19 protein-coding genes are annotated in these 12,631 nt (G+C 33.2%); 8 read left to right on the forward strand and 11 right to left on the reverse strand.

The window, feature by feature from the left end:
- Positions 1-105: 105 nt before the first annotated feature.
- From ACIGHG_RS23325 to ACIGHG_RS23350, 6 genes are all read right to left on the reverse strand, one after another.
- The gene (locus ACIGHG_RS23325; protein WP_396550757.1) at positions 106-603 is read right to left on the reverse strand and encodes a hypothetical protein; all 498 of its coding nucleotides are present in this window, start codon (positions 601-603) and stop codon (positions 106-108) included.
- 172 nt (positions 604-775) lie between these two features.
- A complete protein-coding gene (locus tag ACIGHG_RS23330) occupies positions 776-1,099 on the reverse strand; it encodes a hypothetical protein (protein ID WP_396550759.1) in 324 nt (107 codons plus the stop codon).
- 78 nt (positions 1,100-1,177) lie between these two features.
- Entirely contained in the window at positions 1,178-1,885 is a 708-nt protein-coding gene (locus tag ACIGHG_RS23335; RefSeq protein ID WP_396550761.1) for a hypothetical protein, read from the reverse strand.
- A 20-nt stretch (positions 1,886-1,905) separates the two neighbouring features.
- The gene (locus tag ACIGHG_RS23340; RefSeq protein ID WP_396550763.1) at positions 1,906-2,319 is read right to left on the reverse strand and encodes a replication terminator protein; all 414 of its coding nucleotides are present in this window, start codon (positions 2,317-2,319) and stop codon (positions 1,906-1,908) included.
- A 22-nt stretch (positions 2,320-2,341) separates the two neighbouring features.
- A complete protein-coding gene (locus tag ACIGHG_RS23345) occupies positions 2,342-3,124 on the reverse strand; it encodes an antA/AntB antirepressor family protein (protein ID WP_396550765.1) in 783 nt (260 codons plus the stop codon).
- Between the two features lie 84 nt (positions 3,125-3,208).
- Positions 3,209-3,415 (reverse strand): helix-turn-helix transcriptional regulator, encoded by a 207-nt coding sequence (locus ACIGHG_RS23350; RefSeq protein ID WP_396550767.1) that lies wholly within the window; start codon positions 3,413-3,415, stop codon positions 3,209-3,211.
- Between the two features lie 166 nt (positions 3,416-3,581).
- Here ACIGHG_RS23350 and ACIGHG_RS23355 point away from each other — a divergent pair, with 166 nt between their 5' ends.
- Positions 3,582-3,932 (forward strand): helix-turn-helix domain-containing protein, encoded by a 351-nt coding sequence (locus ACIGHG_RS23355; protein ID WP_396550769.1) that lies wholly within the window; start codon positions 3,582-3,584, stop codon positions 3,930-3,932.
- Here ACIGHG_RS23355 and ACIGHG_RS23360 read toward each other — a convergent pair.
- From ACIGHG_RS23360 to ACIGHG_RS23370, 3 genes are all read right to left on the reverse strand, one after another.
- Positions 3,929-4,111 carry a hypothetical protein gene (locus ACIGHG_RS23360; protein ID WP_396550771.1) on the reverse strand — a complete coding sequence of 61 codons (183 nt, stop codon included), beginning with the start codon at positions 4,109-4,111 and terminating at the stop codon, positions 3,929-3,931. The genes ACIGHG_RS23355 and ACIGHG_RS23360 overlap by 4 nt on opposite strands.
- Positions 4,112-4,280: 169 nt before the next feature.
- Entirely contained in the window at positions 4,281-4,427 is a 147-nt protein-coding gene (locus tag ACIGHG_RS23365; RefSeq protein ID WP_396550773.1) for a complement C1q protein, read from the reverse strand.
- 48 nt (positions 4,428-4,475) lie between these two features.
- A complete protein-coding gene (locus ACIGHG_RS23370; protein WP_396550775.1) occupies positions 4,476-5,612 on the reverse strand; it encodes an AimR family lysis-lysogeny pheromone receptor in 1,137 nt (378 codons plus the stop codon).
- Positions 5,613-6,481: 869 nt separating this feature from the next.
- Between ACIGHG_RS23370 and ACIGHG_RS23375 the strand changes: the two genes are divergently transcribed.
- From ACIGHG_RS23375 to ACIGHG_RS23385, 3 genes are all read left to right on the forward strand, one after another.
- Complete coding sequence (locus ACIGHG_RS23375) at positions 6,482-7,567, forward strand: hypothetical protein (protein ID WP_396550777.1); 1,086 nt, start codon at positions 6,482-6,484, stop codon at positions 7,565-7,567.
- 20 nt (positions 7,568-7,587) lie between these two features.
- A complete protein-coding gene (locus tag ACIGHG_RS23380) occupies positions 7,588-8,235 on the forward strand; it encodes a hypothetical protein (protein ID WP_396550779.1) in 648 nt (215 codons plus the stop codon).
- Between the two features lie 106 nt (positions 8,236-8,341).
- Positions 8,342-8,677: a hypothetical protein gene (locus ACIGHG_RS23385; protein ID WP_396550876.1), complete on the forward strand. Its 336-nt coding sequence runs from the start codon at positions 8,342-8,344 to the stop codon at positions 8,675-8,677.
- A 285-nt stretch (positions 8,678-8,962) separates the two neighbouring features.
- Here the strand turns inward: ACIGHG_RS23385 and ACIGHG_RS23390 are convergent, their stop codons facing one another.
- Positions 8,963-9,124, reverse strand: a complete 162-nt coding sequence (locus tag ACIGHG_RS23390) for a hypothetical protein (RefSeq protein ID WP_396550781.1) — start codon at positions 9,122-9,124, stop codon at positions 8,963-8,965.
- Positions 9,125-9,434: 310 nt separating this feature from the next.
- Between ACIGHG_RS23390 and ACIGHG_RS23395 the strand changes: the two genes are divergently transcribed.
- The 4 genes from ACIGHG_RS23395 to ACIGHG_RS23410 all read left to right on the forward strand — a co-directional run bounded on the left by ACIGHG_RS23395 (position 9,435) and on the right by ACIGHG_RS23410 (position 12,103).
- A complete protein-coding gene (locus tag ACIGHG_RS23395) occupies positions 9,435-9,962 on the forward strand; it encodes a DUF3967 domain-containing protein (protein ID WP_396550783.1) in 528 nt (175 codons plus the stop codon).
- 175 nt (positions 9,963-10,137) lie between these two features.
- Positions 10,138-11,400 (forward strand): Alp7A family actin-like protein, encoded by a 1,263-nt coding sequence (locus ACIGHG_RS23400; protein WP_396550785.1) that lies wholly within the window; start codon positions 10,138-10,140, stop codon positions 11,398-11,400.
- Between the two features lie 12 nt (positions 11,401-11,412).
- The gene (locus ACIGHG_RS23405; protein WP_396550787.1) at positions 11,413-11,757 is read left to right on the forward strand and encodes a hypothetical protein; all 345 of its coding nucleotides are present in this window, start codon (positions 11,413-11,415) and stop codon (positions 11,755-11,757) included.
- A 106-nt stretch (positions 11,758-11,863) separates the two neighbouring features.
- A complete protein-coding gene (locus ACIGHG_RS23410; RefSeq protein WP_396550789.1) occupies positions 11,864-12,103 on the forward strand; it encodes a hypothetical protein in 240 nt (79 codons plus the stop codon).
- Positions 12,104-12,246: 143 nt separating this feature from the next.
- Here the strand turns inward: ACIGHG_RS23410 and ACIGHG_RS23415 are convergent, their stop codons facing one another.
- Positions 12,247-12,630: a hypothetical protein gene (locus ACIGHG_RS23415; protein WP_396550790.1), complete on the reverse strand. Its 384-nt coding sequence runs from the start codon at positions 12,628-12,630 to the stop codon at positions 12,247-12,249.
- Position 12,631: the final 1 nt, after the last annotated feature.

The following is a 12,631-nucleotide window of genomic DNA, read 5'->3' on the forward strand; positions in this document are numbered from 1 at the left end:
TTAGCGAGGACATCAGTGAAGCTCACCCGTCCTGGCCGTTTTTTTATATGTGCCTGGTTTATATCAAAGCTATATGCTCCTATTACAAAAGAATTCTCAACGATTTCATCCAACGTTAGTGTGAGCTGTTCTGTCATGGCCATCACCTGCCGACGCTAGTGTAATAGATATTTCTTTTTCAAAAATCGCGCTAATCATTGCATTTACCCATAAGCTGCTACTAATTTTCTTTTTTAGAAATTTGATGATAAACAATAATTCATCTGTAGATAATGAAATAAATTCACCCATTTTTTCCTGGTTAAATGCTCCACCACGCTTTTCAATATCAAGCGATATACCTTTTGCTTTCACAAGCTTTTCAGCTTCATTTAGGTTAAAGCGGCGTAATTCACTACGACCGAATTGTTCTAATAAAGCTTTCATCATATCCTGCAGAATAAGCGGATTTACAATTTTCATTTTCTTTTCTGTAGTACCCTTACAGCTTTCACAAAGCGTTTTTTCACTGCCTTCGATATACATCTTGTGCATGGCAGTACCTTTTATTTCTTCACCGCAAATATCACACCATTCACCAACATCGAACAACCAATGACTCATAATCACAGCTCCATTTCTGTATGTTTTTTAATCTATTAAATTTTTAAATTCCTAGCACACAATAGTTTGGCCGCCCGTGTACCAGAATCGTATATTTCATAATTTTTCCTTATATGTTATACTTGCAAATGAAATTGTCCCTTGATGGCCCGTTCACTAGACGGGTCTTTTTTTATGGTTTTAAAATCTTTCTAATTACCTCTTCCTTAATACCTATTTCACGCATACGGAGTACAACTTTATGAACTTCTGTCCATTCGCGCTCTTGCTTTTCAAAATACATATTAGAAAGCTCCTGCTCCGCTTCTTTTGCTTGTTTTTCTTGCTGTTGGAATAACGCTATTAATTCCAGGTACACTTTCTCTTCACCGTTTCGGTTTGCTTGCTCCAACTGTTTGCGAAGCAGCTGCATGTTCATCTTGCATTCCCTTATAATTTTCGAAAGTTCTTTTGCTTTGGATAAATGCTCCGGAAGAACTTGATCGGCTAAACCCATGTGTTTCACCTTCACTTTATGCGCAGCTGCATCGATAAATCGAAACGATGCAGCTACATGTATATAGATTGCTAGTTTTTACGCGATAATAAATACTTTCTTACTCTCAATTTCTGTAGCTAATTTCTCAATTAAGTACTTTTTAATATTTTCAATTGCTTGCAGCTTCCATGCGCCGCCATCTGCTTCAAACAATCCGCAAGTTGGCCCGGATTTCATACGGAAGACAAAATCACTTTCCGGTTGATCTACTTCAACAAAAGTACGGAATGGTTTTAATGCAACAGGATTTGGAACTAATACATCCCCGACAGTCGCAACGCCTGTTCTTGCCACAACACTTTGAGAAACACCATTATCACCAACTTGATTTACTGATTCTTCTTTAATGTTCCCGACAACTTTAAGCATTACGTCACGATCGTCATTTTTTACAAATGCAGATTGAAGGCTAATATTAAAACTCTCTGCATCATGGAATCGTTCAAAGCTAAAGTGTGGAAGTAATGCCTCTGCTTGTACAAAAGTACTGCGGTTATAGTCATAATTAATTTGTGTAAAGCAGGATACGCTTGTAGGACTTTTTACATGAATCATTAGCTGATGATCGCCATCAAATTCGGATTTAATGTAATCTACTAATCCAGAAAGACTGTTAATTGTAAGACTTCTTACAGTAGGCTGCTCTACTACATGCAATGGCTGTGTTGAAAATTGCTGTCCGTTTAATTCCTCGATACGTGTATTTCCTAATCCAACAATGTACTGAATTGCCTCTTTAATCATTTTTCATTTCCCCTTTTCTTTTAGTTAGCATTTTGTTTACGGAAGTCGACAACACCACTATTTGTAGGCGCTTCTGCTTCCTCTACTGGTACTTTCTCTCCTATGTCATTTGCAACATCACCATCTGTATCGATGTAATATTGCCCTTTTACTCCAGAAGAAAGTTCTTGCCCAATAACCTTCCCATTCTCATCGCGTCCCATAATGAAAGTAGACTCAACCTCTTTTGCTGGCGCTAGTTTCGATGATGTTTTTACTGTACAATCCCATATTTCACGTTTTTTATTCCCTTTGAATGTAAGAGTTAATGTAATTGAGCGAGCTTTTGTAGGATCAGTATTAGGATCTGCCATGTTCTTTAGAACACTTTCAAACTCAGCATCCATTTTTTCTGCAACTGCTCCTTCTGCTAAACTGTTTAAATCGATTGGCATATATAAAACCTCCTCTATGTATTTATGAAACTTTATCGACCTGGTATTTAATGGCCATCTCTTTAACGACAGCAAGATAAATCTCAATAAGTCGTTTATCTTCTGCGATTACATCAAGCTTTGATACTTTATTGATTTGTGTTTTTGTTGCTCCAGCCACAGCCATATTCTTTTGTTTGTTAGAAAGACGGACACCTAAATTTGCTCCGGCGCGTCTTTCTAATAGTTCGTAGCTTTCATTTCGAATAATGCTGTACATATCATATCCGCCTTGTTTTACGGCGATTTTGTTAATGATTTTGTGTACATCTCGTCGCCAGTCCACTGTATTTAATGCGATAATCTGACTCATGTTATCTACACGAGTATTTGTTTCCACTACTTGAGTTTCTAACATCATCATTCTTTGTTCGGCTGCTACAAGTTGATTGATTGCACCTTGTAAGATTTGCAGCTCTGTTCTTGGTGTTTGCTGACGAAATCGTTTTTCTACTTCGATAAAGTATTTGCGGATTGCCCGACCCATTTCATTGTTCTGTACCATTGCAATTTCTTTTGCTGTATCTAATGTGAGCCAGTATTCATGTTTTGTTACATTTTGACGTTTTCCAGTTTTGGAAACCGTTAAGAAATAATCTTCATTGTTGATGAATCCATACTTTTCAATTCGTTCTTGCATCCATGCTGCAAATACTTTGCCGACTAACATTTGTTCGTGAAGTTCTCTTGCATTAACAAACTTTTCGCCAGTTTGATTTTCATAAACTGAAAGCATTTCATTAGCTACTACTTGAAGTTGTTTCACTTCATGACACCTCCTTTTATTATTCCTTTACTAAAAGTCGCCTTAATTAAGTAGCCCTACAGGCGACTTAATGGGTAAAAAAAATTAGCCTTTTTTAATAATTCTTTCAATCGGAACTCCGTATAGTTCTGAGAGCTTTTGAATCTTTTGTATAGATAGGCCTCTTTCTCCATTTTCAACATTAGCATAGGATCGTTTATACCTTAAACCTATATAATTAGCTACGAACGCTAATGAATGACCATTTTCTTCACGAAGTAATTTAATCTCTTCTGTATTAATTGCAGACATTTATTTCACCATCCTTGTTTCTGATTTTATTATACATAAAAGTAGCCTTATGGGCAACTTTTAATTTTTATATTTATAAATTAAACATTTTGCGTTGCCTAAAAGGCTACTAATTGATAAATTTAAGTTATAAGTTTCTTGAAGTTAACCGAAAGGATGATATAAAATGAATGTTTTAGGAGAAAGGGTATTTGAATTAAGAAAGAAAAAAAGACTCACTCAAGAGCAGCTAGGAAAAGAGATCGGAATAGGCAAACAAATAATCTCCAAATACGAAAAAGGTACAAAAACACCGTCATTAGAGACGATAGAAAAATTAGCAGATTTCTTTAGCGTTTCAATAGATTACTTATTAGGTAAAACTGATAACCCTATAGGAAATACAAATAATATTAAAGAACTATTCGATAGTGATAATTTACACTGGGACGGAAAAGAATTATCACAATATGAACTAGAAACTTTAAAGGCATTGTTAGACGTAGCTGTGCAACGAATGATTGAGAAACAGGACTAAGAAACTAGCCCTGTTTTTTTATGTACTAATTCATTCATATAGTTAAGTTCCTCCTCTGTAATTAATCCATTTTTATGTAAATCATGTAAAATTAATTTCACATTTGTACTTTGGTTATCACTTTTTAATAATACTGCAATTGTTTTCTTCAATTGTTGTTGTAAATATGCATTATTCATTTTAAATCCCCCACAGCTATAAAATTGTAAATTTTTGTAATAAATTTCCCTTTTGTGTTTTTTCTCAAAAAGGAAAAAACCCTTAAACGCACGAAATGACACCGCCTATAAAGACGATGCCATTTCGTATAAATAAACTATATATATTCAATTAATTTCACGGTATATATTACCATCCTCCACCAGGATCTAGATCCATACACACCACAATATTCGCTTGCGCTTCTTGTTTTGGTTCTTCCTTAACGCAATCATAACCAAAGAATGCTAATCCCATAATAGCAAGCATAGGTAAAATAGCTAATAATTTTTTCATCGAATTCACCTCGCTCAACGACAATTCCAACTTAATTATACCATTTTTTTAAATTAATCCCAAATATATTTTAGGTAATTGTGCATAAAATATGTTCCCAGATGCTTCGCACATCTCAAGAGATTTCTTAATAAGTTCTTTATCATTTCGTGCAAGTCCTAAATAAAAGGTTTGAATATCAGTTAATTCAGCATTCCTTTTTTGTAACTTTAATAAAAGTCTTTCAGCATCAGCACACTTCCCTTGTTTTATTTTCAAGAATGCTGCCTCAGCAGGATGTAACTTTCCTAGAGTATCTAAATCTCTCCAGTGATATATTTTTAAAAATGCAAGTGTACATTGTACAAGCCACTTCTTTTCTTTTAATCCTTGGTACTTAGGATCTCCTAATACTTCTAAAGTTTTTTCTAAATATTTTTTAGCGAGCTCATACTTCCCTTCTTCAAAAATATAAGATTCCCCAATTTTTAAATATGCATTTACCTTTAATAACGAAAATGCCTCATCTTCCTTTAAATTATCTAATATTTCAAGGCAAACTGATCTTGTATTATTTATTAAACATCTTTGCAAAGATATAACCGCAATAGCTTCTTTTAATCTCATTTTTAAACTATTTTTAATTTGTTTATTTTTTACTTCTAATATCTTTTCTTCAATAGCTGCAAGTCTTTGATGTAATACCCGATAATCACCAGATTGATACATAGCTTGACATAATAGTATTTCTGTTAAAATTTCCATCTCTAAAGTTTTTACTTTTTTACTCTTTGTGATGATTTGATTATAGTAAGTTTTTGGAGTTAGTTTTGTAGTATAACGTTTACGAATAACATCATATACAAATGCATACTCTCTATTTTCTGATCGTGAAGATTTTTTTTCTTTATCAATGAAAACTTTCAATACATCAAATTCACCTACTAGAGTTAAATACTCCATAGATTCTCTCATTTTTTGATGTTTCGCATATCCTATATACTTAACAATAGCCTCTTCAATTGACTTCTTACCTTTATTTAGTAAAATAAGTATTTTCATCAAACATGATAAACTAATTTGTCTATCACCTTTAAAAATTTTTGTAACAACACTAGGATCTACATCTAAACAATTCGCTAATTCTGTTTTTTTAATACCTTTTGCATCCAGTTCATTCCGAAGGTTTACCAATAAATTTTGCATTTTGTCCCCCTTGCTGGAGCCAAAAAGACACGTTAACCCTAGTGAACTATTACAAATAAAGGAAAACGCGCCACTATTTTTTCTAGGTTGTGTTATAATGTATGTATAAGATCCGCGACAATGTTTCCCTAGGTGCTTAGGGAGGTAGTGTGAAAGTGCTGCTAACACTATTCACACCGTGGGTCTTTTTGCGTCCGATTTTTTGATTATTTCAATAATAGCACAAATCCCCCGAATTTCTGCAAGAGAATTGTCAGATAATTATTAAGGAAGGTATTTTTCTACATAAAACGCAGTAAATATGCGGTTTTAAGACAATATGTAATTTTGCATATTGAAGACCTCACATCTATATTTTACCACATTAAACACAAATAGAACACTTGTTCTTAAAATTAATTCGCGAAAAAAGAATCCTTATGGGCCAATAATACATTAAAGGTAGATATCAACAGACATAAATATCTTGATTTCACTCACCTCTTTTTTCAGATCCAGGACTGGCTACTTGAAAAAATAAACATGTAGAACCTACCGTTGTGGATAAATGAACTTATCCACAGAAAAAGACCGCCATTTATTGACGGTCTTTTCTTTTACTCTTCTTTTTTCCACAATCTTCTGCTATGATAGGTTTGTAGATATATAAATTGCAAATGTAAATATTTCAAAACTTTATATAAAAAAATAAAAACCCCGATAGAATTTTCAAAGGTTTAGTGGTTTGGTCGCCTCACAACTTTTGAAAATTAGAACACGAGGTTTGTTATAACATATTTAAAAAAGCTATTTATTTCTGTCTCTATAATAGCATAAAAAAATATGAATAACAATCCTCTAATTTCCTATACTCTTTTTTCAAGAGCGGGGTGGAAAATGGAGGATTTTTTATTATGTCAATTGTTAGAAGAAAGAAAACATCAGAATACTCACCACTACATAATGGTTTATTACAAGACAAAAAATTAAGTTACAGCGCTAGAGGTTTAGCTAGTTATCTTCTATCTCTTCCTGAAAATTGGACTATTGTGAAAGAGCAATTGTACAACCACTCAGAAAAAGATGGTCGTAAAGTAGTAGATAGATGTTTTCAAGAACTACTTCAATATGGATACATGATTGCGGGATACGGATACGGTATGAAAAAGGGTTCCCGATCTAAGCGTCCAGTAAAACAGTACGAATATATAATTTCAGATATTCCTTTCACACCAGAAGAAATAGATGAATTTTACTTAGAATTATGCCAAAAATGGAAGAGTGTAGATATAAATCCTTGCAACTACAGTAATTTAAGTAATGTCCAAAAAGTACAGTACAAAAAGAACAGTACAAAAAGTACACCTACAAAGAAAGATTTTAAAAAGAAAGATTTACAAAAAGATCTTGAAGAAGAAGAAATTATAACTAACCCTGTTACTGAATCTATAATTCTTGATTTAATGAATCAAAAGATTAAAGAACGAGAGATTACAAACACAAAAACTATTAAAGCTATACATGATGTTGCAAGCAAATGTAAAGCAATTGGAACAACGGATCTAACTGCAGCTGAGAATTATGTCATCAAAGTTGTGGAAGAAAAAATGTCCAAATTGGGCCAAAAACAGAAAGTAAGACAAGGTAAAGCGAAAGCTCCAGATTCTAAACCTGTACGTAGTGAAATGGTTCCAGAGTGGGTACGCAAACAAAAAGAAAAAGAAGCAGCTGCACTTCATGGTGATGAAAATCCTATTCCAGAAGAAAAAACCGAATTACGTAGATGGAATGATCTATCAGATTCTTTTAAAGATGCTATCTTTCCTTCAATTTTAAAAGCAATCAATGAGGGAAAAACAGATGGGGAAATATCATTTGTATATGATATTGTTGTTCAAGATATCACCGTGTTACGTAAAACAGAAGAAGATCGCAAAGCTTTAGAAGAAGTATTACAAAAATACAAAAGAAATTAAGGATTCAGGAGGAATAATAGATGCGAAAACTATTAACTGTACAAACAGATGAACAGAAATGGTTTGCAGAATTTCGAAAAACTGATGAATTTGCAGCAGCATTAGCATTTGTATGGCGAAATGGCCATGAAAGTTCTGGTAGCTTTATTTTGTCTGATGATTCTTATGAGTATATTAATGAATTTTGCATTTTAATTAACGGTGTAGTTCGCTCTAATAAAAATAATAATTTACATATAGGAGATTGGTATTGCACATTAGGTATGAAGCATCCATTTGTTATAGAAATGGTTAAAATGGGATGGAAATCGGGTTCTCGCTATGATCGTGAATATCCACAAGGAGAATTTAATGATGAGGTTTTTATAAAAACTTACATTTGGTTAAGACATGATTTAAATAGAAAAAAATCTAAACGTAGACGTGGAATCTACTTTTCACCACGTTTAAGGATTTATGGATCCGGTCATGTATTGCAACGTATTAATCAGCATTTACATAAAGAATTGGGTATAAGCACAAAAACTATACAATTAGAAAGTAAAAAGAAAAATATAAAAACAATTAATTACCAATCGGTAGAAGAAGTTCCACGGATCTTGGAATATATAGGCGCTACAGAGTCATTGGAAAGATTCTATTCTTTTGATTTAGGTTATCAAGATTAAAGAAAAAATACAGGAGAATACTTTGGAAATGTGCTTTTCCGTGCAACTGGTGCAAAAAAAGCTAGAATACAAAAATAGTTATATGCTATACAAGGAGGCAGATATATTGATTTTTTTATTTCGAGTTGACATAAAAGATAATGGAATGGACTTTATCTTGAACGAAAAAATAGCGGAAGATGTAAGTCCTTATTATGATGAAATGCTTAGACCATTGGCTGCTTCTTTGTGTCAAACTTTAAACTTTTATCGAACTTTTAGCAAACATTCTACCATTTTATCTTGTCAAATTTTAGATAAAAATGAACTGGAAATTATGTTGAGTAAAGGATTGGGACAATATATAGATGTATACACTAAAAATCAAATTATTTTTGAAAATGGAAAGTTAATAGCAGATATCTTAATGGAAGTTATGAGTCGCCACACCATTAGTAACTAAATTTTGTTTTAAACCATAGCATGTGGCAGGAAAAGACCTTGACCGCTTCCATGCATGGCCAGATGCTCTCGTCCCCCTCTAAAAGAAAGGAGAGTTACTGTGTTTATCCTGGTTTGACCGAAAAATAAAGATATGGTATATTTTCTGTAGATTTAATATTGTATATTGAATATGTATTCTGTATACAATAAGTATGTCACTTAACTTATTTGCATAAAATAAAAGAAGAGATGCGCTCACATCTCTTCTAGTAACTGCTGCCGTAAGGTGGTAGGCTACTAAATTTTATTTTCTTCTTTTAGAGCCACCCAGCTTCCTACGGCGATGGGTGGCTCTTTTACGTTTTTTGCTAAAATCATTAGCTAACTTATTTCCATAAGCTGTAACGAGGATTGTCAAAAATACTTTCAACAAATCCTGTAGCAAAGACAGTAAATATTCCATCATATTGGGTCCACCTCCTTTCTCCCTTATATCAAGAGAAAGGAAAGCAACCAGCCACCCTACATACATATACAGTTGTTTTTATTCTATCACAATGTTCCTAGCCTACCAATATAAAACTGTATATACAATGTGTACTCTATCTCTAATTAAGGTTTCTTAAGGCTTTTCTGTGTGTCCGCAATATAAAATTTCACGCACTGTAAATTAGTTATAAAAATAATTTATGTTTTTTAGGGAAGATTAGCATGTTTTGACGAAGACAAGGAAACGCCGCCCTCCTGCTAGAAAGTAGTTACAGGAGGTGATAACGGTGCATGTCGTCCACACAGAGGCGCGGCAAGAGAGGACATATTCCACTGCTGAAATTGCAAAGAAGTTAAATATAGCCCCAGAAACAATACGAAAATACAATACCCTCTTTTATGCGCACAATATTCGTTTTACTAAGGTAAAAGGTAAAATCAGATATTCGGATAAAGATCTACAACTTATGAAACAGTTACAAGAGTTACATTCCTTATCTGGCAAGGCTTTGACTGAATGCGTTGCAGAAGTTGTAAAACAAACAACACATGATATATCTGTGATACAACTACCATCAACACAGCCATCTCAACCAACGGTAGAGTTGCAACAGCTGCAACAACATATAGAACGTATAAGCGCAAAGCAGCAACAGTTCCAGGAGGAAATACAGGAGCTCAAAACGTATATTGATGAGAAATTAGAAAAAAGAGATAGTGAGTTAATGAATCTTATACGCGAAATACAAGACCAGAAACGTATAATACTAGAAACGAAGAATAAAAAGAAGTGGTGGCAGTTTTGGAGGAAGTAGCCTAGCTGCTCCCTTCTTTTTTTGTTTTATTGGTAGAAAAATAGATAATCTTAAAATCAAGTCACATTCAAGTGTCACTTGTCGAGCGATTTTTATTGATAAACTATTATTTTATGGTAGAATGGAATTACAAGTATGGTTTGAATCATACTTGTTAAAAGGAGGACAATAAAACATGATAATTTCACGCTTAAATCAAGATTTCGGGAACAGTGTTAATAATGTTCTTGCTGATCGTTACTACTTTGAGTTCCCAACAGTTGTTGTAGAACTAACAAAAGAAAGAGCAGAGAAGGTTTTTGTAGATGCTATTGAGAATCCACATGCTTTATTAAAAAACCTGTTAATTTCTACAACGATCAATGATGAGGAAAAATATTATCTTGTTGGGGAAGCAGCTGCAAAACATCCGTTAGCCAATATGCATGTGGATAGTATGCACAACAAAATCACAAGTCACATCCCTTATGTTTCGTTTTTAGGCGCTGTTGCTTATTATCACGCTTTAAAAACGAACCAAAAGGATGAAGAAAGTACTGAAAATATTGTGATGGAAATTGTATCTGATATCACTGATAATGAAGTGGAAATTGAGTACATGAGTATGATGCTTCCGATTTGGGTATTACAAAAAGAAGCGAAATTTAGTATTGCTCAGCGCTTAATGGAAGAAAGATTCACAAGAACAGAACATACTGTTTCTATACATACACCAGGAATGAAACGAGAATTAAAAATTAAAGTAAATCAAGCTGATTGTCGCATTGAATCAGAAGTTGCTCGTTATGCTATTAAATATAGATTAGTTAAAAAAGATGATGCTATCGTGTTGGAAAAACGAAAAATAGCGGAAAGGTTCGAAAATTCTATAGTGAATTTAATTGATATTGGTGGAGGCTCTACTGATGTGGTTACATTAGGACCAGGTTTGACAGCGCCACGAAGTAGAGATGCATTTAAAGTAATAGACATTGAACCATTCCTAGGGTATTTAGAACAATTTAGAAAAGAAAAGTTATTAGATGTATTTGATAGCCTTCGCTTATTGGAAAGTTTCATTGTTGCAAATTACAAAAATGATGAATACAAGCTTGTAAATGCTAACACAGGAGCAACAAAAGATTTCACTGCTCTAATAAAAGAAATGTTAAATGATTATGCTGAACTGTTTGTTAATCAATTAATTCGTGAATTAAGTAAGAGTACAGAGTTGATGAATAATGTTTATTTTGGTGGAGAAGCAGATATATTAGAACCGTATATTAAAAGTAATTTATTAAACCACATGTCAAAAGAAATTGCAGAATCAAATCATTTCTTCTTAAGTGATATCATCAAAAATGAAGAAAATGAGTTAGATGCTCCTACATCACGCACAATAAACCTAAATGCATTAGAATTATTGAGCATTGAAAAAACGAAAACAGTAAAATCTTAAGGTGTGCTTGCAATGGAAGATAAACGAAAACGAATGACACTATCTCCTAGGAATATGCCAGACCATATCTATAAAGTTTTGAATGAGAAATCTCAAAAAAGAGTTCTTACTGAATATGTTGTAGAGTTGATGGAATATAAGAATCGTGAGAATGAGCTGCTTCAACTTTTATTAAAAAAAATTGATAAGTTAGAGGCTAAGTTAGAACAAAGTTCTGTTGTTAAAAAAGAACAATTTCCGCCAACAGAAGAAACACAATCGACCCCTCCAATTATGAAAGAAGGATCTAGGGAAACATTAGACACACTTCGTGGCGGAATGGATACGAACGATTTAGAAGACGAAATGGATTTTTAATCTATACCATAAAATTTAAAACTAAAAAGAGCAAGCTCTCTCCGGCTTGGCGGCACGAAAGAGCTTGCTCTTACAAAACTATCATAATAATGAAAGGGTGATTTCGATGGCGAATACACTAATCAAAATTACGACAGGTGAGACTATTTTAACACAACGTACAGGTAAAAAGAAATTGTTCGAAACATTCTGTGAAAACCTGAAAAATAAATATAAAAAGGTAAATGAGTTCTTTGGGATTGAGGAACACGCCTCCGATCGTCTCTGGTACTATGGAACTCTTTCTCTTATGGTTCTGCTCCCTGCTTTAACGTATTTAATAGCAGGTGTATTATACGGATTTTAAATATAAAAGCTTGCTCTTATGAGTGAGCTTTTTTAATAGGCAGAAGAAAAACTACCCCAATTCCCTCCCTATAAATTTGTCATATATATATCGTACTACTGATCTAACATCTATACAAAGTGAGAAAATTTAATTTTATTAAATTATTTTTTTCCACAACTGTTATAAAACTCATAATAAGTTGAAATAAATTGATTGCGAATTTTACTTAAATGGTCATTTACTTCCTGCTGTATTTTACTTCCTGTTCGACTTTCAAAACTTTTATCTAAGGCTGTAGATTTATCTGCTAAACCTTTACATACATCATGAAATAAATCTTGATTTTTTCGAATCATGTATTGCTGCTCATGTACCATTTCACTTACTTTAAATGACACTTCTGTTTTTAAAAGCATTCGTTCCATATCTGTTTCTAGTCGTTTTTTAGCAGCTTGTAATTCATCAACAACATGACTTGCAACATCTTTAGCTGCATTTTCAATTTCTTTTTCAATTTTTTTAATTTCTCCAATAAAATCAACCATA

This window comes from Bacillus sp. NPDC077411, from assembly GCF_044543425.1.
Taxonomy (GTDB): Bacteria; Bacillota; Bacilli; order Bacillales; family Bacillaceae_G; genus Bacillus_A; species Bacillus_A bruguierae.